The organism is Halobacterium salinarum DSM 3754 (assembly GCF_008124605.1).
Lineage (GTDB): Archaea > Halobacteriota > Halobacteria > Halobacteriales > Halobacteriaceae > Halobacterium > Halobacterium salinarum.
In genome coordinates this window covers 419,869-438,667 of the sequence record NZ_VRYN01000001.1, presented here as the reverse complement: position 1 = coordinate 438,667, position 18,799 = coordinate 419,869, and the positions used below count along the sequence as shown (strand labels likewise).

23 protein-coding genes and 1 tRNA gene are annotated in these 18,799 nt (G+C 69.8%); 16 read left to right on the top strand and 8 right to left on the bottom strand.

Going from position 1 to position 18,799, the window contains the following annotated elements:
- Nucleotides 1–3: 3 nt before the first annotated feature.
- Nucleotides 4–1,146: a thiolase family protein gene (locus tag APQ99_RS02370; protein WP_012289424.1), complete on the bottom strand. Its 1,143-nt coding sequence runs from the start codon at nucleotides 1,144–1,146 to the stop codon at nucleotides 4–6.
- A gap of 129 nt (nucleotides 1,147–1,275) precedes the next feature.
- On the opposite strand from APQ99_RS02370, the gene APQ99_RS02365 reads away from it, so the two are divergent.
- From APQ99_RS02365 to APQ99_RS02355, 3 genes are all read left to right on the top strand, one after another.
- Nucleotides 1,276–2,991, top strand: coding sequence for a flippase activity-associated protein Agl23 (locus tag APQ99_RS02365; RefSeq protein WP_010903516.1), 1,716 nt, complete (start codon nucleotides 1,276–1,278; stop codon nucleotides 2,989–2,991).
- 69 nt (nucleotides 2,992–3,060) lie between these two features.
- Nucleotides 3,061–4,377 carry an ATP-binding protein gene (locus APQ99_RS02360; RefSeq protein ID WP_012289423.1) on the top strand — a complete coding sequence of 439 codons (1,317 nt, stop codon included), beginning with the start codon at nucleotides 3,061–3,063 and terminating at the stop codon, nucleotides 4,375–4,377.
- Nucleotides 4,374–5,195 carry an MBL fold metallo-hydrolase gene (locus APQ99_RS02355; RefSeq protein ID WP_010903514.1) on the top strand — a complete coding sequence of 274 codons (822 nt, stop codon included), beginning with the start codon at nucleotides 4,374–4,376 and terminating at the stop codon, nucleotides 5,193–5,195. The genes APQ99_RS02360 and APQ99_RS02355 overlap by 4 nt, the downstream gene beginning before the upstream one ends.
- 5 nt (nucleotides 5,196–5,200) lie before the next feature.
- On the opposite strand, the gene APQ99_RS02350 is transcribed toward APQ99_RS02355, so the two are convergent.
- Nucleotides 5,201–6,181, bottom strand: coding sequence for a DUF5787 family protein (locus tag APQ99_RS02350; protein ID WP_049892531.1), 981 nt, complete (start codon nucleotides 6,179–6,181; stop codon nucleotides 5,201–5,203).
- 122 nt (nucleotides 6,182–6,303) lie between these two features.
- On the opposite strand from APQ99_RS02350, the gene APQ99_RS02345 reads away from it, so the two are divergent.
- Genes APQ99_RS02345 through rdgB form a run of 10 tightly spaced genes read left to right on the top strand, consistent with a single transcriptional unit; the run spans nucleotide 6,304 to nucleotide 12,281 of the window.
- On the top strand, nucleotides 6,304–7,548 hold the full coding sequence (locus APQ99_RS02345; RefSeq protein WP_010903512.1) for a translation initiation factor IF-2 subunit gamma: 1,245 nt from the start codon (nucleotides 6,304–6,306) through the stop codon (nucleotides 7,546–7,548).
- Nucleotides 7,549–7,552: 4 nt separating this feature from the next.
- Nucleotides 7,553–7,936 carry a hypothetical protein gene (locus APQ99_RS02340; protein WP_010903511.1) on the top strand — a complete coding sequence of 128 codons (384 nt, stop codon included), beginning with the start codon at nucleotides 7,553–7,555 and terminating at the stop codon, nucleotides 7,934–7,936.
- 3 nt (nucleotides 7,937–7,939) lie between these two features.
- Entirely contained in the window at nucleotides 7,940–8,512 is a 573-nt protein-coding gene (locus APQ99_RS02335; protein WP_010903510.1) for a DNA-directed RNA polymerase, read from the top strand.
- A complete protein-coding gene (gene spt4, locus APQ99_RS02330; RefSeq protein WP_010903509.1) occupies nucleotides 8,513–8,710 on the top strand; it encodes a transcription elongation factor subunit Spt4 in 198 nt (65 codons plus the stop codon). It abuts the gene before it with no gap.
- 5 nt (nucleotides 8,711–8,715) lie between these two features.
- Nucleotides 8,716–9,249: a GTP-dependent dephospho-CoA kinase family protein gene (locus APQ99_RS02325; protein ID WP_012289421.1), complete on the top strand. Its 534-nt coding sequence runs from the start codon at nucleotides 8,716–8,718 to the stop codon at nucleotides 9,247–9,249.
- A gap of 55 nt (nucleotides 9,250–9,304) precedes the next feature.
- Complete coding sequence (locus tag APQ99_RS02320; protein ID WP_010903507.1) at nucleotides 9,305–9,613, top strand: 30S ribosomal protein S24e; 309 nt, start codon at nucleotides 9,305–9,307, stop codon at nucleotides 9,611–9,613.
- Nucleotide 9,614: 1 nt separating this feature from the next.
- Complete coding sequence (locus APQ99_RS02315; protein ID WP_010903506.1) at nucleotides 9,615–9,749, top strand: 30S ribosomal protein S27ae; 135 nt, start codon at nucleotides 9,615–9,617, stop codon at nucleotides 9,747–9,749.
- An 8-nt stretch (nucleotides 9,750–9,757) separates the two neighbouring features.
- Nucleotides 9,758–11,356 (top strand): bifunctional N(6)-L-threonylcarbamoyladenine synthase/serine/threonine protein kinase, encoded by a 1,599-nt coding sequence (locus tag APQ99_RS02310; RefSeq protein WP_010903505.1) that lies wholly within the window; start codon nucleotides 9,758–9,760, stop codon nucleotides 11,354–11,356.
- A gap of 48 nt (nucleotides 11,357–11,404) precedes the next feature.
- Complete coding sequence (locus APQ99_RS02305) at nucleotides 11,405–11,686, top strand: DUF5808 domain-containing protein (protein ID WP_010903504.1); 282 nt, start codon at nucleotides 11,405–11,407, stop codon at nucleotides 11,684–11,686.
- A 40-nt stretch (nucleotides 11,687–11,726) separates the two neighbouring features.
- Nucleotides 11,727–12,281, top strand: a complete 555-nt coding sequence (gene rdgB, locus APQ99_RS02300) for an RdgB/HAM1 family non-canonical purine NTP pyrophosphatase (RefSeq protein WP_010903503.1) — start codon at nucleotides 11,727–11,729, stop codon at nucleotides 12,279–12,281.
- Nucleotides 12,282–12,295: 14 nt separating this feature from the next.
- Here rdgB and APQ99_RS02295 read toward each other — a convergent pair whose 3' ends face one another.
- Both APQ99_RS02295 and APQ99_RS02290 read right to left on the bottom strand, forming a co-directional pair.
- Nucleotides 12,296–12,769 (bottom strand): DUF7384 family protein, encoded by a 474-nt coding sequence (locus APQ99_RS02295; protein WP_012289420.1) that lies wholly within the window; start codon nucleotides 12,767–12,769, stop codon nucleotides 12,296–12,298.
- An 81-nt stretch (nucleotides 12,770–12,850) separates the two neighbouring features.
- Nucleotides 12,851–13,618, bottom strand: coding sequence for a DUF6517 family protein (locus tag APQ99_RS02290; protein ID WP_012289418.1), 768 nt, complete (start codon nucleotides 13,616–13,618; stop codon nucleotides 12,851–12,853).
- A 353-nt stretch (nucleotides 13,619–13,971) separates the two neighbouring features.
- On the opposite strand from APQ99_RS02290, the gene APQ99_RS02285 reads away from it, so the two are divergent.
- Complete coding sequence (locus APQ99_RS02285) at nucleotides 13,972–15,492, top strand: sensor histidine kinase (RefSeq protein ID WP_010903499.1); 1,521 nt, start codon at nucleotides 13,972–13,974, stop codon at nucleotides 15,490–15,492.
- 26 nt (nucleotides 15,493–15,518) lie between these two features.
- Entirely contained in the window at nucleotides 15,519–16,088 is a 570-nt protein-coding gene (locus APQ99_RS02280) for a response regulator (RefSeq protein ID WP_010903498.1), read from the top strand.
- Here APQ99_RS02280 and APQ99_RS02275 read toward each other — a convergent pair.
- The 3 genes from APQ99_RS02275 to APQ99_RS02265 all read right to left on the bottom strand — a co-directional run bounded on the left by APQ99_RS02275 (nucleotide 16,085) and on the right by APQ99_RS02265 (nucleotide 17,242).
- Entirely contained in the window at nucleotides 16,085–16,321 is a 237-nt protein-coding gene (locus APQ99_RS02275; RefSeq protein WP_010903497.1) for a hypothetical protein, read from the bottom strand. The genes APQ99_RS02280 and APQ99_RS02275 overlap by 4 nt on opposite strands.
- A 138-nt stretch (nucleotides 16,322–16,459) precedes the next feature.
- Nucleotides 16,460–16,531: transfer RNA gene (locus tag APQ99_RS02270), tRNA-Thr, on the bottom strand.
- 45 nt (nucleotides 16,532–16,576) lie between these two features.
- Entirely contained in the window at nucleotides 16,577–17,242 is a 666-nt protein-coding gene (locus tag APQ99_RS02265; protein WP_012289417.1) for a DUF7114 family protein, read from the bottom strand.
- Nucleotides 17,243–17,301: 59 nt separating this feature from the next.
- Between APQ99_RS02265 and APQ99_RS02260 the strand changes: the two genes are divergently transcribed.
- Complete coding sequence (locus tag APQ99_RS02260) at nucleotides 17,302–17,976, top strand: enoyl-CoA hydratase/isomerase family protein (RefSeq protein WP_010903495.1); 675 nt, start codon at nucleotides 17,302–17,304, stop codon at nucleotides 17,974–17,976.
- Here APQ99_RS02260 and APQ99_RS02255 read toward each other — a convergent pair.
- Nucleotides 17,973–18,779: an NAD+ synthase gene (locus APQ99_RS02255; protein ID WP_010903494.1), complete on the bottom strand. Its 807-nt coding sequence runs from the start codon at nucleotides 18,777–18,779 to the stop codon at nucleotides 17,973–17,975. The two genes, APQ99_RS02260 and APQ99_RS02255, sit on opposite strands and share 4 nt — an antisense overlap.
- Nucleotides 18,780–18,799: the final 20 nt, after the last annotated feature.

Here is an 18,799-nt window from a genome sequence, read left to right as displayed (position 1 = left end):
TGGTTATCGCTCGAAGGAGATCGCTGCGCCCTGGCCGAAGCCGACACACAGCGTCGCCAGCGCCTTGCCGGCGTCGCGCTTGTTCATCTCGTGAATCAGGGTGACCGGGAGGCGCGCACCGCTGGCACCGAGCGGGTGGCCAACGGCGATCGCGCCGCCGTTGACGTTGAACCGGTCGTTGTCGATGCCGAGTTCGTCCCGCGAGTAGAGCGTCTGGGAGGCGAACGCCTCGTTCAACTCCACGAGGTCGAACTCGTCGATGTCCTCGCCGGTGCGGTCGAGCAGGCCGCGGGTGGCCGGCACCGGCCCGATCCCCATCACTTCGGGGTTGACGCCCGCGACGTTGTGGTCGCCGACGCGCGCCAGCACGTCGAGGCCGTGGTCGCGCGCGAACGCCTCGCTCGTCACGAGCGTCGCCGCCGCCCCGTCGGAGATCTGGCTGGCGTTCCCGGGCGTCACCGACCCGTCGCTTTTGAACACCGTGGGGAGCTCCCCGAGCGCCTCCAGCGTGGTGTCCGGGCGGATCCCCTCGTCCTCTTCGACGAGGCCGCTGTCCGTCTGTACGGGTACGATCTCGTCGTCGAAGCGCCCGGCGTCGGTCGCCTCGGCTGCCCGCCGCTGGCTCTGGAGGGCGTACTCGTCCTGCTCGGTGCGTGTGATGCCGTGGCGCTCGGCGACCTCCTCGGCGGTCATCCCCATCTCGAGCTCGGGGACGTTGTACTGCTCGCTCAGCCCCGGATGCAGGTGGGCGTACGAGTCGCCGTCCATCGGCACCCGGCTCATGTTCTCGACGCCGCCCGCGATGACGGCGTCCCGCTGGCCCGCCCGCACCGCGTCCGCGGCCCGCATGATGGCCTCCATGGAGGACGCACACCAGCGGTTGATCGACGCCGCCGGCACGTTCTCACCGAGCTCGGAGAGCAACGCGATGACGCGCGCGACGTTGTTGTCCTGCTCGGTGCGCTGCTGGGCGACCCCCCACTGGAGGTCGTCGATGTGGTCGCCGGTCAACCCCGTCTCCGCGAGGATGTGGTCGATGACCGTCACCGAGAGGTCCTCGCTGCGCGTGTCGGCGTACACGCCGCCGTCCTTTCCCTGTGGAGTGCGGTAGGCCGCAGCGATGACCGGAGTGGTGGTGGCTGCCATACCAAACGCGAGCGCGCCCCGCTCCTTAAAGCTCCCACAACGGCCGACATCCAGCCAGCGGTTTACTGGCCGCGATCCCGCAGCCCGCATCCAGAAAGCGTTTACTCCCGTCCCCGCAACCGCGTGTACATGCGTCGCTCCCGCGACGACTCGTCCCCCCGCGTCGCGGCCGCCGTCGTGGCCGTCACAGCCGCCGCTCTCCTCGCCCGCCTGTGGGCGCTGGGCTGGCGGGTCGCCCACCAGGACGAAGCCCGGGTCGCCGACTGGACCCTGCAGTACATGGACCTCGGGGCGTGGCAGTACCGCCCCATCATCCACGGGCCGTTCCTCCCACACGTCAACGGCGTGGTCTTCGACGTGTTCGGCGCGACCGACTTCACCATGCGACTGGTGGTCGCGGTCGTCGGCGGCCTCCTCCCGCTGACGGCGTGGCTCTACCGAACCCGCCTCTCGGACGTCGAAGTCGGCGCGCTGGCGGTGTTGCTCGCGGCCAACCCGGTGGTGCTGTACTACTCGCGGTTCATGCGCAACGACCTCCTGCTCGCGGGGTTCATGTTCACCGCCGTCGGGCTGTTCGTTCGGTTCCTGGACACTCATCGTGCGCGATACCTCTACGCCAGCGCCGTCCCGTTCGCGCTGGCGTTCACCACCAAGGAGAACAGCCTGCTGTATCCGCTCTGTTGGCTCGGCGCGCTCGCGCTCGTGACCGACGACCGCATGGCCGTCGCGGGCGCGACCGACACCAGCCGGCTCGCCGTCGTCCGTCGCGCCGCCGCCCGCATCCGTCACCGCGCCTGGCGCGCGAAGGCCGCACTCGCCGGCAGCGCGCTGACCGCCGCCGTCATCGTCGTCTCGTTTTACGCGCCCAAGCCCGACCTCTACCGCCTGTTCGAGCAGCCCGGCCGCGCGCCCGCCGTCCTCGAAGCCGCGACGATCGGCACCTACCACGAGTTCGCCGACCTCTGGGCGTCCACGAGCACGGTCGCCCACTCCTACGTCGCGTTCCTCAGCCACGACCTGAGCGTGCTGGTCGCCTGCGGGACCGTCGTCTCCGTCGCCGCAGTCGTCGGCTACCTCGCGAACCGCTACGCCACCGAGACGCCACGCCCGCTGGTGTCGTTCGCGTTCTACTGGGGCGTGTTCTCGGTGCTCGGATACCCCGCGGTCGTGGACATCGCCGCCGCCTGGACGGCGGTCAACGCCCTCGTCCCGCTCGCCATCCCGGCGGCCGTCGGCGTCGGTGCCGTCGTCAGATACGGCCGCCGCGGCGCCGCGGCCGGCGACACCGCCGCCGTCCGGCTCGCGGTCACCGTGCTCGTCGTTTCGGCCGCCGGCATGGGTGCCGTCGCCGCCGAAACCACCTACGCACACCCACAGTCCCCCAGCAACCCGCTCGTGCAGTACGCCCAGCCCGGCGGCACCATGCAGCCCACCATCGACGACATCCAGCGGGCCGCCACCGCCACGAGCGGCCTCGACGTGCTGTACTACGGTGACAGCAACGACACCGCCGACGACGGCCTCGAATTCAGCGACGCCGGCGACGGCACGTTCAACGTCACCACCGGCCCGCCGTCGGGGTGGCACGACCGCCTGCCGTTCCCCTGGTATCTCTCACAGGTGGGCGCGAACGCAACCACCGTCCAGACCGCCGCCGAAGTCCCCGACACGCCGCCGCCGGTCGTCATCTCGGTGGTCAGCGAAGAAGACGACTTCGCGGCGCTGCTCGCGGCCGCGGACAACAGCCAGTACGAGCGCCACACCTACCCCCGGTATCTCACGGACGGCCACAACACGCTCGTGATATACGTCGACACGACCGCGGTCCCGGCCGCCCAGCAGTGACCGCGCGGCCCCCACATCTCGGCCCGACTGCGACGCGCTTAAACGGGATGCGACGGTAGTTCTTGGGTAGTGACCGAGGCTCTCGATGTCGTGGAGTTCCTGCTGACGGCCCGCGTCTACGACCGCCACCAGGACTTAGACGAGAACGACCTGCCACCGGCGCACCGGATCGCGCTCTGGGGGGACGACGGCGTCCCCCGACCGCCACAAACCACCGAGGACGCAACCCGCGACGCCACCGGCATCGCCGACCCCTGGGAGGCGGTGTCCGAGCTCATGTTCACCGACCGGGACGCGTTCGCCGGCAGCATCACGCTGGTCGACGACGACATGGCGATCGACTGGTTCGTCGACCGCGCGGCCGCCGACCGCATCAGCGCCAACCCCGTGTTGGCGTTCGTGTTCGGCGACGAGTTCGGCGTCGACTACGAGACCGCCCGCGACGCCAACCGGCCGGTTCAGGCCGACCCGCAGTGGATCGACGGGCTGCTCGAGGAGTATTTCGACGAGGACGACGAGGAGATGCTCGACCTCGTGGACGTGCGGTCGCCGGCGGAACTCACGGTGTCCCTCGACGACATCGTGCTCACCGACGACCAGGAAGCGGAGATGTCGAAGGTCGCGAAGGCCATCGAGCACCGCGACTACCTGGCGACGATCGGCCTCAACGAGGTCGGAAAGCTGCTGTTCGTGGGGCCGCCCGGCACCGGGAAAACCTCGACCGCCCGCGGGCTCGCCCACCAACTCGACCTGCCGTTCGTCGAGGTCAAGCTCTCGATGATCACCAGCCAGTATCTCGGCGAAACCGCGAAAAACGTCGAGAAAGTCTTCGAGGTGGCCAAACGGCTGTCGCCGTGCATCCTCTTCATGGACGAGTTCGACTTCGTCGCCACCACGCGGACCGGCGACGAGCACAACGCCATCAAGCGCGCGGTCAACACGCTGCTGAAGTCCATCGACGAGATCAGCCTCGTCACCGATGACGTGTTGCTCATCGGCGCGACCAACCACCCCGACGAGCTCGACGCGGCGGCGTGGCGGCGCTTCGACGAGATCCTCTCGTTCCCGCGGCCCGACGAGGGGATGCGCGCGGACATCATCTCGCTGGTCACCAGCGAGGTGGACATCGCCGACTTCGATCCCGCCGCGCTCGCCGCCGAAACCAGTGGCCTCACCGGCAGCGACCTCCGGCTGGTGCTCCGGGAAGCCGTCCTCGACGCGCTCGTCGAGGACCGCACGGAACTCACACAGGACGACCTCATGGCCGCCATCTCTGAGTTCGAGGACCGCGACCACCTCCGCAACCTCGACACCCTCGAAGACGCCCTCGACGACACCCACAGCGACCACACCCACGACGACCATCCAGCTCCCAATCCGGAATGAAGGTGACGCTGCTGGGGACCGGTGACACCACGGGCACGCCGACGCCGGGCTGTGACTGCGCGACCTGTCAGGCCGCCCGCGAGCGCGGCGTGGAGCGCACCCGGTTTTCGGTTCACGTCGCCGACGAGGCGTCCGGGGACGCGTTGCTGATCGATTTCAGCCCGGACTTCCGCGCCCAGTTCCTCCGCACGGACGCCCTGTCGCTGCCCGACGCGGGCGTCGTCACGCACGTGCACTTCGACCACCTCGACGGCCTCGGGAACGCCTACCGGCTGTTCGACGACCTCCCAGTGTACGCCGCCACCGACACCGACCCCACCACCGGCGAGTCGGTCGCCGAGACGGTCGCCGGGAAGTACGACTACCTCGACAGCATCGCCCTCCGTGGCGTCGCCCCACGCCGCTCGTTTGCGGCCGCCGGCTTCGACGTCACGCTGGTTCCGGTCGACCACCCGCCCCTGCTCTGCTACGGGGTCGTCGTCGAGCGCGCCGGCGCGAAACTCGCGGTCTCCGGGGACACCACGTACGCGATCCCCGAGGCGTCCCGGGACGCGATGCGCGACCCCGACCTGCTGGTGGCCGACGGCATCGTGCCGGCACACCTCACCCACCACCACCCGAAAGGCGGCCGCCATCCCGACGCCGACGGCGTCCCACGGACGTTCGGCACGAAACACATGACCAGAGAGGGCGCGCTCGCGCTCGGCGACGACCTCGACGCCGACCGGACGCGGGTCGTCCACGCCGCCCACTACTACCCCGTCGAGGAAGCGTTCGCCGACGAGATCGCGGTCGACGGCGAGACGATCCGCCTCTGACCGGCTCAGAACTGGTCGAGGCCGGCCTGCCGGTGGCGGCCACCGGCGTCGCGCTCCCAGCGCGTTCGGCGCTCGCGCTCGGCGTCGAGGGCGACCGCCGGCGGATCCGCGTCGGCGAACCCCGGGCAGTCGGTGCCACACTCGCGTGCCGGGTCGACCACTCGATCGAAGTGCTCGCAGTACGGCAGCGTGACACCGCCGTCGCCGGTCGACGCACGGGCGCAGCCCGGCAGGCCGAACGTCCGCCACCCTTTGCCGTGCGCGCGCTCGGCGATCTGTCGCCGCTGGCGCGCCTTCGCCGCGCCACTCACGGGCCGCACGTCGGTGCGCGCCGCGTGCTCGTCGAGCACCTCCAGGCCCGGGCCGGCGGCGTCGAGGCGCTCGGGCTCCCGGACGATCCGGATCGGCCGCTCGCGGTCGAAATCCACGCGCCACACCCCCACCGCGTCGGGCAGCCGGTTCAGGTGCGCGCCAGTGACGTGTGATTCGGTCGCCACCACGGCGTAGTCGAGCACGCCGAGGCTGGCGTCGTGGCGCAGCTGGCGGGACAGGCCGCCCGGCCGCTCCAGGTCGGGTTTGTTCTCCACGCCGACCAGGCCGCCGATCCACTCCGGGTAGCGTGTGGGCTGGCGGACGACCTGCTGGCCGTCCCGGCGTGTCACGTCCAGAAACCCGGTTTCGGCGCCCGCGTCGGCGACCGCTCGCGCGCGCTCCGGCGGGCCGTCGAACACCCGTGTCACGCGTTCGTACGTCCCGACGGGGACGGGCGCGTCGAGCACCGCACGCGGGATGGTGTCGCTGGTGAGCGCCATCCGGGCGTCGAACGCCGGCCCCGGCAGCACGCAGACGGCGTCCACGATGCGCCCGCCCGTGGCGTGCACGCTCGTCCCGAGTTGCCGGGCGACGACGCCCGCCTCCCCCACGCCGGGCACTCCGTCGGCTTCGAGGTGCGCGCACAGCCGCAGTTCGAAGGCGTACTCTCGCACGGCTACCCCCGCGTACGGCACCCGTTCGGGAAACCGTTGCCCATGGGGTTCCGGCGACGACTCCGTAACAGTAGGTTTATCAGTCGCTCGGGGCGAAATTCACGCAAGATTACTCTGTGAACATGGCAGACGAACACCGTCAACCGGAGGTGAACATCGGACTGGTCGGCCACGTCGACCACGGCAAGACGACCCTGGTCCGCGCACTCAGCGGTGAGTGGACTGACCAGCACTCCGAGGAGATGAAACGCGGGATCTCCATCCGCCTCGGGTACGCCGACGCCACGCTGCGTCGGTGCCCTGACTGCGACGAACCGGAGTGTTACACGGTCGCGGAGACGTGCCCCGAGCACGACACCGCCACCGAAATCGAGCGCACAGTCTCGTTCGTTGACGCCCCCGGTCACGAGACGCTGATGGCGACGATGCTGTCGGGCGCCGCACTGATGGACGGCGCGGTGCTCGTCGTCGGTGCCAACGAGCCGGTCCCCCAGCCCCAGACCGAGGAGCACCTCATGGCGCTGGACATCATCGGCATCGAGAACATCGTCATCGCACAGAACAAAGTCGACCTCGTCGACGCCGAGGAGGCCCGACAGAACTACGAGGAGATCCAGGCGTTCGTCGAGGGGACCGTCGCGGAGGACGCGCCGGTCGTCCCGGTCTCCGCCGAACAGGAGATCAACGTCGATCTCGTTATCGACGCCCTCCAGACGGAGATCGCGACCCCCGACCGCGACCCGAGCGCCGATCCCCTGCTGTACGCCGCGCGATCGTTCGACATCAACCGCCCCGGCACCGAGTGGGGCGGCCTCCTCGGCGGTGTCATCGGCGGCAGCCTCGTGGACGGCGAACTGGAAGCCGGCGACGAACTCGAACTCCGGCCCGGCCGCGAGGTCGAGGAAGGCGGGAAGACGGAGTGGCGGCCGGTCACCACGGACGTCCGCAGCCTCCAGGCCGGCGGCGAGGACGTCGACAGCGCCAGCCCCGGTGGCCTCCTGGGCGTGGGCACGGGCCTCGACCCGAGCCTGACGAAAGGCGACGCGCTCGCCGGCCAGGTCGCCGGGCCGCCCGGCAGCCTGCCGCCGACGTGGGAGTCCTTCGAGATGGACGTGGATCTGCTCGAGCGGCTCGTCGGCGCGGCCGACGGCGAGCAGATCGACGACATCTCGACGGGTGAGCCGCTGATGCTCACGGTCGGCACCGCCACCACCGTCGGCTCGGTGACGAGCGCGCGCGACGGCGAGTGCGAGGTCGCACTCAAGCGGCCCGTCTGTGCGCCCGCCGGCGCGAAGATCGCGATCAACCGTCGCGTCGGCGCGCGCTGGCGACTCATCGGCGTCGGGACGCTGACGGAGTCCGAGTAGACGCATGCAGGCGGTCGCCATCGACACCAACGCGTTGTTGTTGCCGGCCACGCAGCCGCTCCGGCTCTTCGAGGAGCTCGACCGGCTGCTCGGCGACTACGACGCCGTTGTCCCCCAGGCGGTCCACGACGAGCTCGTGGCGCTCGCGGCGGGCGCGGGAGAGACGGCGTCGGCGGCCAGCGTCGGCGTGGATCTGGCGACCGACCGGTGTGGCACGCTCCGGACAGACGTATCGTATGCGGACGACGCGCTCCACGCGCTTGCGGTGAGTGAGGACGTGGACGCGGTCGTGACGAACGACGGCCCCCTGAAAGAGCGCGTGCTCGACGCGGGCACACCGGTAATTCATTTACGGGGCCGGACGCAACTCACCATCACTCGACCATAGAAGATGTACAAGCGAGCACGGCTGAAAGACACGATAGAGGTCCCCCCCGAGTATCTCGGGGCTGTCGGTCCGGACCTGGTGAAGCGGCTACTACAGGACAAACTCGAAGGACGCATGGACGAAGACGTCGGCAGCATCGTCACCGTCACTGAGGTCCACGACCTCGGTGAGGGCGCGGTGTTGCCGAACCGTCCGGGCGTCTACTACGAGGCGGAGTTCGACGCGGTGACGTTCGAACCCGAGATGCAGGAGGTCGTCGACGGCGAGGTCGTCGAAGTCGTCAGCTTCGGGGCGTTCGTCGGCATCGGCCCGGTCGACGGGCTGTTGCACGTCTCCCAGATCAGCGACGAATACCTCGCGTTCGACGAGGAGAACCAGCAGCTGGCGTCCCGGGAGTCGAATCAGGTGCTCGGAACGGGTGATTCGGTGCGGGCGCGCATCGTCACGAAGAGCATCGACGAGCGCAACCCCCGGGAGTCGAAGATCGGCCTGACAGCGAAACAGCCCGGCCTCGGAAAGCACGGCTGGCTGCAGGCCGACCGCGAGCAGGCCGACGCGGCAAGCGAGGGCGAGTAGATGGCGTCGAATCGCCTCGCGTGCCACGACTGCCACCGGATCGTCGAGCCCGACGAGGAGATGTGTCCGTACTGCTCGTCGAACAGTCTCACCGAGGACTGGGCGGGCTACGTGGTGATCACCCACCCCGACACCTCGGAGATCGCGGACAAGATGGAAGTGCATGAGGCCGGCGAGTTCGCGCTGAAGGTTCGGTGAGGACGGTGTCGGAGACGGACGCAGCGGCGACGCTGCCGGCCGACGCTCGGGACGCGTTCAAATCCCCCATCGGGCCCGTGTACACGGACGCGGCGGCGCTGCTGGCGGACGCCACGCCCCCGATCATTGCGGTCGGTGACGTGGTGACGTACCACCTCGTCGATGCCGGGCAGACGCCGGCCGTGGCGGTCGTCGACGGGCGCACCGAGCGTGACGCCGTTCGGCCCGCCGTTCGGGACGCGATCCCGGAGCCCGATCTCACCGTGGCCAGCGAGCCGGGGACGGTGTCGGTGTCGCTGGTGCGCGCGCTCGTCGACGCCATCGCGGACGCCGACGCCACCGTGGTGTCCGTCGACGGCGAGGAGGACCTCGCTGTTGTCCCCGCGGTGCTGGCGGCGCCCGCCGACGCCACCGTGGTGTACGGCCAGCCCGGCGAGGGAATGGTGCGGGTGCCCGTGACCGACGCGGGGCGCGCGGAGATGCGCGAGCGCGCCGACCGCCTGGAGACGACGGCGGCGTTCTGGCGACTCGTGGACTGATGCGGCGTTCGAAATGCTTTTACAGATTTCCCGCGCAAGTACGTGTTAACTGACCATGGAAATCGAGATTCTGGGGCAGGAGGACAATCCCCTGCTTCACCGGACGGACGTCCAGTTCAAGATCGTGCACGACGACGCCACTCCGTCGCGGCTGTCCGTGCGCGACAGTCTCGCGGCGAAGCTCGACAAAGACTCCGAGGAAGTCGTCGTGCACGAGCTCGACACGAAGTTCGGCATGCGGAAGACGCGTGGCCGGGCGAAGGTGTACGACTCGCCGGCCCAGGCCGCCGAGGTCGAACACGATCACATGCTCGAACGGAACAAGATCGGCGCCGACGACGCCGACGCCGAGGAGGCCGAGTAAAATGGCGCGCGGTGACTACTACAGCGACGACGGCACGACGGACAAGGAGATGTGCCCGCGCTGCGGGGACACGTTCCTCGCGGCCCACGACGACCGCCAGGTGTGTGGGCGCTGCGGGTACACCGAGTGGGAGTAACGGTATAGATGCGCGTGCTCGGCGTCGAAGGGACAGCGTGGTGTGCGAGCGCGGCGCTGTACGACGCCGACGCTGCTGCTGATTCTGTCGTCATCGAATCCGACGCGTACCAGCCCGATAGCGGCGGCATTCATCCGCGCGAGGCCGCCGAACACATGCGGGAGGCGATCCCCGCAGTCATCGAGACGGTGCTCGGGGCGGCCGACGGCGACATCGACGCGGTCGCGTTCTCCCGCGGGCCGGGCCTGGGGCCGTGTCTGCGCATCGTCGGATCGGCGGCGCGCGCGCTCGCCCAGGCTCTCGACGTACCCCTCGTGGGCGTCAACCACATGGTTGCGCACCTCGAAATCGGCCGCCACCAGTCTGGGTTCCAGCAGCCCGTCTGCCTGAACGCAAGCGGCGCGAACGCCCACGTGTTGGCGTACCGCAACGGCCGGTATCGCGTGCTCGGGGAGACGATGGACACCGGCGTCGGGAACGCCATCGACAAGTTCACGCGCCACGTCGGCTGGCAGCACCCCGGCGGGCCGAAAGTCGAAACGCACGCCCGGGACGGCGAGTACACCGCGTTGCCCTACGTGGTGAAGGGCATGGACTTCTCGTTTTCCGGGATCATGAGCGCCGCCAAAGACGCCGTCGACGACGGCGTGCCGGTGGCCGACGTCTGCCGGGGGTTGGAGGAGACCATGTTCGCGATGCTGACCGAGGTCGCGGAGCGCGCGCTCGCGCTCACCGGCCGGGACGAACTCGTGTTGGGCGGCGGCGTCGGCCAGAACGACCGGCTGCGGGGGATGCTCGAAGCGATGTGTGCGGCCCGCGGGGCGTCGTTTCACGCGCCCGAGCCGCGGTTCCTGCGGGACAACGCGGGCATGATCGCGGTGCTCGGCGCGAAGATGGCGGCCGCCGGGGCGACGATCCCCGTGGCCGACTCCGCGATCAACTCCCAGTTCCGCCCCGACGAGGTGTCGGTGACGTGGCGCGACCCCGAGTCGCCGGCACGCGACCCGGGGGCCGACGCCGTGCGCCAGGGCGCCGAAGCCACCGTCACGTTCGCCGACGACGCCGTGATCAAGGAGCGCGCGCCGAAGGCCTACCGTCACGACCGCCTCGACGACCGCCTGCGCCGAGACCGCACCGTCCTGGAGGCCAGACTGACCAGCGACGCCCGCCGGCAGGGCGTTCCGACGCCGCTCGTCCGCGACGTCGACGTGCCGGCGGCGACGATCACGCTCCAGCACGTCGGGGACGCCGACCTCCGGGACGCGCTCTCGCCCGCCCGCGTTCGCGCCGTCGGCCGGCATCTCGCGACCATCCACGACGGCGGGTTCGTGCACGGCGACCCGACCACGCGCAACGTGCGCGTCGGCGCCGAGCGCACGTTCCTCATCGACTTCGGGCTGGGGTATTACACCGACGCCGTCGAGGACTACGCCATGGACTGCCACGTCTTCGAGCAGAGCCTCGTCGGCACCGCCGCCGACGCCGACGCTCTCGTTGCGGCCTTCGAGGACGCCTACGAGGAGGCCGCCGCCAGCGGGCGCGTGCTCGACCAGCTGCGCGCCGTCGAGGGCCGGGGGCGTTACCAGGACGACCCCGAGACGGCGTAGTCCGGGGCGCTCCCAAACTGATATGTCCGCCGCCGCCGAAGACGGCGTATGGTCGAGAAACCCACCAGCGGCAGCCTGTTCGGTGTGCCGTACAACTTCGAGCGTCCGAAACTCTCCGCGATGCTGTCGGCGTACTGGCAGCCCGGCGAGGGCATGCTCGTCGAGAAGCCGTTCGGGATCGGGTACACGTTGAACCTCGCGAACTGGCGGTCGTGGATCGTGCTCGGCGTCGCGGGCGTTCTGCTGTGGCAACAGCAGGGCAGCGACGCCGCCAGTGAGGACGCCGAGTCGGCCGTCGACGACGCCGTCGAAGTCGTGGTCGACGACTAACCGACGCCATCTTCTCCCCGCAGCCCCACCGCTGGCGTACATGTCTACGCTCCGGTTCGTCACGACGAACAGCGGGAAGGTACAGGAAGCCGCGTCCTACCTCGACGGCCTCCGGCGGGTTGAGCAACTCGACTACGATTACGCGGAACTCCAGTCCGATGACCTGGCGGCGATCGCCACGCACGGCGCCCGAGAGGCCTACCGGGAGACCGACGACGACACCCCGGTTATCGTCGACGACGCGGGGCTGTTCGTGCGCGGTCTGTCGGGGTTCCCCGGGCCGTATTCGGCGTACGTCGAGGACACGCTCGGTATCGAGCGCGTGTGGGAACTCGCCAGCGATCTCGACGACCGGCACGCCGCGTTCCGGTGCGTGGTGGCGTACACTGACGGCGACACCGTGGAGACGTTCACCGGGGCCGTCCAGGGAACGATGGTTGCGCCGCGGGGCGACGGCGGCTTCGGTTACGATCCGATCTTCGAACACGACGGGACGACGTTCGCGGAGATGCCCACGGACCGGAAGAACGCGCTCAGCCATCGCGGGCGCGCGCTCGCGACGTTCGCCGACTGGCTCGCCGAGCGGGCGGACTGAGCCGGGCGGGCGGACTACGCGCGTGGGTCGCGGTCGGGACCGGGGTAGTCGCCGCCCACGACCACCGGGTACAGCGACGCCGGATCGAACAGGCGGGCGAACGCCCGCGGCGATTTCACGCTCACGGAGACGCGGCCGGCGAGCGCCGCGCCGGTGGCCGCCGACTGGAGGTCGTCGTCGTGGGTGAGCACGTGGGCGGCGCCGCCGCGCATGGCGGCCGCGAGCGCGGGCTGGTCGCCCTCAGGGTGTTCGACGGTGGTGACGCGGTCGGCGATGCGGTCCCGCCAGTCGGCCGCGAGCGCGTCACTACCCAGGGCCGCGATCACCGCCTGGGCGTCGTCCAAGAGGGGCGTGCTGGCGACCAGTGTCACCCAGTCGTGGGCGCGCACCACGTCCAGCGCGGCGCGCGCGTGCCCGTCGACGAACACGTCCGCGGCGAGCACGTCCGCGTCGGCGGCGACCGCCGCGGGGTCGGGGTTACTCGCCACGGCGTGCGTCGAGTTCCGCGTGGATGTCAGCGCGCGATACGTCGGCGTCGGCGCCGCGCTCGAAGAGGGTCTGCCAGGCTGTCATTGTGTTGTGGCCATCAGCTGTCGCACGTTCGCCCGGTAGTCGGCGGGCGTTAATCCCAGATCGATGTCGATGGTGATAGTGATTGCGTCCGAGAGCTCTCGGGTCGCCGTCTTGGTGTAGTTCTGTGCGGGGTACGCGCCCCCGGCAACGACGACGTCGTCGCCCTCGTTCCACACCGCGAGGTCCCCAGCAACCGCGATGCCTCCGGCGTCGATGGTGACGGTGTCGCCGCCGGTCTCGTACTCGATGTCACCGACCCGGTAGTCGCCCTGGAACGTCGCCATCGCCGGCTCTTGACCGGTTGCGGTCGTCAGCGTCTCCACGCCGGTCTCGGTGATGTTCGTCACGCCGCGGTCGCGCATGCGCCGGCGGAACTGGCTGCGGGCCTGTGCCGTGGTTTTGTCGAGGACTTCCGCGCGGCCGACGTTCCCCGGCAAGTCGTTCAGTGGCGGGTCGAAGTTGATGTGTGATGCGGTGAAGACGCCGAGCGTGGCGTCGACCCGCCCACCGGTGTCCTCGGCGACGGCGGCCGCGAGTTCGGCGTTCCGGTACGTCAGCGTGACCGCCTTCCCCGCCACCTCGACCGGGCCGTACGACTCCGAGAACACGGTCTCTTCGCTGCGGTCGGCACGCTCCCAGCCGCCCGCGTCCAAGGCGTCGCTCGACACGTCCGGCGGCGCGACGGTCCCCACCGCAGCCGAACATCCCCCCAGGATGCCCAGCCCGGCAGCGCTCACTCCCCCGATGAAGCTGCGACGATGCATACACCGCGTCGGGGGTTCGGCTGTATGCATGTTGTGGCCAGTTTAGCCGCCGGTGTGGCTGTACATTACGATCGCCCACCAAGACGTACGTTTAGTTACATTTATTCGTATTTCCAGTCCGATTGCTGACGTTCTCACGCGGCTGTCTTCCCGTATCTCGCGTATTTCAGACTCTGGGCTGTCGTCTGTCTGACGTGGATTTATGGGGGGTCGCAGTGTAGGATTCAAGCGGACGCGCGACCCCCTCCCTCCCCCCGCGCGTCCAACACTCTCCCACTCCCGCTTTTGGCGACGACTGCATCGACACGCACCGCTGTCCGTAACTTTACAACCATCCAGCACCCACTCCACCCATGGCCGCCCCCGGGCCGTCCGCCGACACTGATACCGGTCTCGACGCGCTCGTCGACGACGCCGGGTTTTTTCGCTCGCTGGTCGAACACGGCTCGGACGCGATCGTCACCATCGACGACGACAGCACCATCCGGTACGCCAACCAGGGCGTCCACCGCGTCCTCGGCTACCGCCCCGACGACCTGATCGGGGACTCGCTCACGACCATCATGCCACCGCGGTTCCACGACGCCCACTTCGACGCCGTCGACCACTACCTCGAAACGGGGGATCGCCGACTCGACTGGAACGCCATCGAAATGCCCGGCCAGCATGCCGACGGCCACGAGATCCAGCTGTCCATCACGTTCGAAGAACACGTCCACAACGGGGTCCGCGCCTTCTCCGGGATCATGCGCGACGTCTCCCGCCAGAAAGCCTACGCAGCCACGCTCGAATCGCTCCAAGACATCACGCACACCCTCATGCAGGCCCGCACCCCCGGTGCCATCGGCGACCACGTGGTCGGAGCCGCCGTCGACATCATCGGCTTCCCGGTGGCGTCCCTGTACCGGTGTGACGACGCCACCGGCGTGCTCCGACCGGTCGCGCAAAGCGACGCCGCGGCGGCGCTGTTCGCGGACCCACCCGCCCTCTCAGCGGGCTCGCTCGCCTGGCATGCCTTCGAGACCAACGACTCGGCGGTCTACCACGCCGACGCGGACGCCACCACCCCCGTCCACGACCCCGACGGCCCCATGATCGCCGAGTACGCCGCCCCGCTCGGCGAGCACGGCGTCCTCCTCGTCGGGGACACCGACGACGTGGCGTTCGACGACCACACCAGCCGCCTCATCGAACTGCTCGCCGCGAACACCCAAGCCGCACTCGAACGCGCCACGCGCGAAGCCGAACGCGAACGGCAGAACGAACAGCTCGAACGGTTCGCCAGCATCGTCTCCCACGACCTCCGGGACCCACTCCAGACCGCCCGCGCCACGGTCGCACTCGCAAAGGCCGGCGACGACGACGCGCTGACGGATCTCACCGCCGCCCTCGACCGCATGGACGCGCTCATCGCGGACGTGCTCACGCTCGCGAAACACGGCCAGACGGTCGGCGAAACCGAGCCCGTCCCCGTCGCGTCGGTCGCCGCCGACGCGTGGTCGACGGCCGGCGCACCCACCGCGTCACTGTCGACGGCCCCGGATCTGCCGACGCTCAACGCCGACCCCGAGCGCCTGCGCACGCTCTTCGAGAACCTCTTCGGGAACGCCGTCGCACACGGCGGCGACGACGTCACGGTCACGGTCGGCGCGCTCACCGGCGCTGACAGCGGCGGGTTCTTCGTCGCCGACGACGGCGACGGCTTCGGTGACACCGACACCGCACAGCTGTTCGACTACGGATACACGACCGACACCGACGGCACCGGCTTCGGCCTCAGCATCGTCCGCGACATCGCCACCGCACACGGCTGGACGATCGACGCAACCACCAGCGACAGCGGCGGCGCGCGATTCACGATCCACACACAATGACCGAGACACACCCCGACCAGTCCGAGATGCGCTCGACCGAGCCCGTCGTCCTCGTTGTCGACGACGAACCACGCGTCGCCGAAGCCTTCGCGCTCTGGCTCGAAGACGACTACGAGGTCCGCACAGCCACCAGCGGAGCGGCCGCACTGGAGGCCGCCGACGACGACGTTTCGGTCGCGCTGCTGGACCGCCAGATGCCCACCATGACCGGCGACGAAGTGCTCGCCGCGCTCCGCGAGCGCGCCCTGGACATCCGCGTGGCGATGGTGACCGGCATCGACCCCGACTTCGACATCGTCGAGATGCCCTTCGACGAGTACATCCAGAAGCCCGTCGACGGCGACACCCTCCACGACGTGGTTGCGCGCCTGCGCACGCTCAACCAGTACGACGACTCCATCGACGAACTCTACCGCGTCACGCAGAAACTCGCCACCCTGGAAGCCCAGCTCTCGGAGCGCGCGCTCGCGGACAACGACGAATACCAGCGCCTCCGCGAGCGCAAAGCCACGCTGTCGGAGGCCGCCGACGCGGCACTCGACGCCGCCGGCACGTCCACCGACGCGCTGGGCGACGAGTTCGCGCGCCTCTTCTAGCCGAGCCGCGACAGCAGATCCTCGACGTACGCCGGCACCGCCACGTCCGCGAGGTCGCCGTCCGCGTTCCAGGACGCCACCACCTCGTAGCTGCCGTCGCGCTCGACGTCCAGCTCCCACTCGGTGCCGTCCGCGTCGGTCACCTCGACGCGCGCGCCGCCGGACTCCAGGGGCCGCTGGGGCGCGATCTCCACCGTGTTCCCGTTGTAGGCTTCGACAGTTTCGGCGTCCATATCCGGGGGTACGTCAGCCCCACACTTGAGCGTTCAACGACGGCGTGTCACCTCACGAGGTCCCAGACCTGCACGTCGTCCCCGGAGCCGGTGGGTCCAGAGCCACGGCTACGCACTCGCTTCGTCGCCCGCAGGAAAAGCCTAGGCCGGAATTTGAATCCGGGGTCTCGTCCTTACCAAGGACGCGCTTTACCGCTAAGCTACCCAGGCACGCATTACGATTGAAGGTCCGGAAGTGACTTTATGCGTTTCGATTCAGCGCTCGATACCTGGCGGCGTGCCGACACGATCGTCGGACTGCACGGAGCCGACGCGCGCCATGATCTCCGCGACGCGCTCGGGGAGCGCGTCCGCGGCCGCCGGCAGCGGCTCGCCGTGGTTGTCCGCGAGGCCGACGAGATACTGCCGGAGCGCCACCGGCGGGTCGCTGCCCGTCGCGGACCCGCCCGCGATGGCCGCCAACTCGAAGACGTTGGCCTCCAGGCAGCGGTCGGTGGGCGCGCGGTCGGCGTGCCTGTCGGTCTGCTCGCGGCCGAACGCCCGCACTGTTTCGACCGCCTGGTCGGCGGCCTCCGTGCGCGCCAGCAGCCGGAAGCCCCGGGCGACCAGCACGTCCGCGGCGAGAATGTCGAGGTCGTCGCCGGGGTCGTCGGGTGCGTCGGCCGCCGTCCACGGCTCCGCGCTCACGAGGCCTCGCGTCACCCGGAGGCCGTCGTAGATGAGCTGCACGCCGGCCGCGCGCTGGGCGATGGCGTGCTCGTCGACAGCGCCGTCGACGACACGCGCGCTCAGCAGCGTCAACACCCCGGGAAGCATCGACGACGACACCACGTGGTCGTCGATGACTGTTTGGAGCCCGTCCGGCGTAACGTCAGTAATGGCCTCTCTGGCGGCTGCACGTGCCTGTTCGGCCTCCTCCATCACACCCGCCTAGCGGAGCGAACGGCAAAGACCTTTGGAAAGTACTACCACGTATTGGCATGCTCTCGATCACCGACGGCGACGCCGTCCGCGAGATCACACTCGACCGGCCCGACGCCAGGAACGCGCTCACGCGCCAGGGGGTGACGGCGCTGGCCGACGCAGTGACCGCGGCCTCCCAGCCGGTGGTCTACCTGCATGGAGCCGGCACGGCGTTCTGCGCGGGCTCGGACCTCGATGTCGTCGCGGACCTCGACGGCGACACGGGGGCGGCGTTCGCCCGCCGCGGCCAGCGAACCATGAACGCCATCGCGGACGCCGACGCCGTGGTTGTCGCGGGGGTCGACGGTCCAGCCCGCGGGGGCGGTGTGGAGCTCGCGCTCGCCTGCGACGTGCGCGTCTGCACGCCGGCCGCGTCGTTCGCCGAGACCGGCGTGACGCTCGGGCTGTTCGGCGCGTGGGGCGGCACGCGACGCCTCCGGCAGGCGGTCGGCACCACGCACGCCGCCGACCTCTCGCTGTCCGGGCGCACCGTCGACGCCGCCGACGCCCGTGCGATGGGGTTGGTGTCCCGGATCGTCGAGGACCCGCGCGCGGTCGCCGACGAGATCGCCGCCAACGACCCCGACGCGCTGCGAGAGCTGCAGGCACTGCTGGGCCAGAACGGCAGCCAAGCGGCGACCGACGAACGGGAGGCCGCGGCGTTCGGCCGACTCCACGCGGAGCCGCGTTAGGGGGCCGGCGGCATCGCGCGCTTGTGTTTGCTGGCCCCGTAGAGGTCCCGGACGGTCTCGACCACTGACGGGTCGATGTCGAGGTGGGTGGCCGTCGCGCTCGCTGGGAGGCCGCCGTCGACGTGCACCGCGAGCACGGCGTCGATGGTGTCGTAGTCAACGCCGAGCTCCCCTGCGTCGGTCTGGTCGGCCCACAGCTCCGCGGTCGGGGCTTTCGTCACGAGGTCCTCGGGCACGCCCAGGTCGCGGGCGAGCTGTCGCACCTGCATCTTGTAGAGGTTCCCGATGGGGTTGCAGTCCACGGCCTGGTCGCCGTACTTGGTGTAGTAGCCGGTCATCGCCTCCGCGCGGTTGCCCGTCCCGAGTACGACACCGTCGCCGTGGTTCGCGACGAAGTAGTTGATCACGGCGCGCGTCCGCGCTCGCGCGTTCCCGACCGCGACTTCGTCGCCGGCCGCGTCCGGGAACACGTCGGTCAGCTGGGTCACGAACGGATCGATCTCCACGACGTCGTACTCGATGCCGAGGTCTTCGGCGACCCGCTCGGCGTCGCTCATGTTCTGGTCGCGGGACACCGCGCCCGGCATCACGAGCCCGTGGAGGGCGTCGGCACCGAGTTCGTCGACGGTGAGGTGTGCAACGGTCGTCGAGTCGATGCCGCCGGACAGCCCGAGCACGCAGCGCTCGGCGCCCGCCGCCGCGACGGTGTCTCGGATGAACGACTGGATGCGGTCGCGGCGCTCGGCGAGCTCGGCCGCGGAGAACCGCAGGTCGAGTGGCGAAACGGTGTCTGGGGCGCTCATCGTCTCTAGGTTTGGCCCGA

Coding starts and splice junctions, on each gene's coding strand:
- APQ99_RS02310 (WP_010903505.1), top strand. CDS start 9,758: ATGCGCGTGCTCGGCGTCGAAGGGACAGCGTGGTGTGCGAGCGCGGCG.
- APQ99_RS02315 (WP_010903506.1), top strand. CDS start 9,615: ATGGCGCGCGGTGACTACTACAGCGACGACGGCACGACGGACAAGGAG.
- APQ99_RS02265 (WP_012289417.1), bottom strand. CDS start 17,242: ATGGAGGAGGCCGAACAGGCACGTGCAGCCGCCAGAGAGGCCATTACT.
- APQ99_RS02290 (WP_012289418.1), bottom strand. CDS start 13,618: ATGCATCGTCGCAGCTTCATCGGGGGAGTGAGCGCTGCCGGGCTGGGC.
- APQ99_RS02260 (WP_010903495.1), top strand. CDS start 17,302: ATGCTCTCGATCACCGACGGCGACGCCGTCCGCGAGATCACACTCGAC.
- APQ99_RS02285 (WP_010903499.1), top strand. CDS start 13,972: ATGGCCGCCCCCGGGCCGTCCGCCGACACTGATACCGGTCTCGACGCG.
- APQ99_RS02355 (WP_010903514.1), top strand. CDS start 4,374: ATGAAGGTGACGCTGCTGGGGACCGGTGACACCACGGGCACGCCGACG.
- APQ99_RS02340 (WP_010903511.1), top strand. CDS start 7,553: ATGCAGGCGGTCGCCATCGACACCAACGCGTTGTTGTTGCCGGCCACG.
- APQ99_RS02255 (WP_010903494.1), bottom strand. CDS start 18,779: ATGAGCGCCCCAGACACCGTTTCGCCACTCGACCTGCGGTTCTCCGCG.
- APQ99_RS02275 (WP_010903497.1), bottom strand. CDS start 16,321: ATGGACGCCGAAACTGTCGAAGCCTACAACGGGAACACGGTGGAGATC.
- APQ99_RS02370 (WP_012289424.1), bottom strand. CDS start 1,146: ATGGCAGCCACCACCACTCCGGTCATCGCTGCGGCCTACCGCACTCCA.
- APQ99_RS02320 (WP_010903507.1), top strand. CDS start 9,305: ATGGAAATCGAGATTCTGGGGCAGGAGGACAATCCCCTGCTTCACCGG.
- APQ99_RS02365 (WP_010903516.1), top strand. CDS start 1,276: ATGCGTCGCTCCCGCGACGACTCGTCCCCCCGCGTCGCGGCCGCCGTC.
- spt4 (WP_010903509.1), top strand. CDS start 8,513: ATGGCGTCGAATCGCCTCGCGTGCCACGACTGCCACCGGATCGTCGAG.
- APQ99_RS02305 (WP_010903504.1), top strand. CDS start 11,405: ATGGTCGAGAAACCCACCAGCGGCAGCCTGTTCGGTGTGCCGTACAAC.
- APQ99_RS02345 (WP_010903512.1), top strand. CDS start 6,304: ATGGCAGACGAACACCGTCAACCGGAGGTGAACATCGGACTGGTCGGC.
- APQ99_RS02280 (WP_010903498.1), top strand. CDS start 15,519: ATGCGCTCGACCGAGCCCGTCGTCCTCGTTGTCGACGACGAACCACGC.
- rdgB (WP_010903503.1), top strand. CDS start 11,727: ATGTCTACGCTCCGGTTCGTCACGACGAACAGCGGGAAGGTACAGGAA.
- APQ99_RS02335 (WP_010903510.1), top strand. CDS start 7,940: ATGTACAAGCGAGCACGGCTGAAAGACACGATAGAGGTCCCCCCCGAG.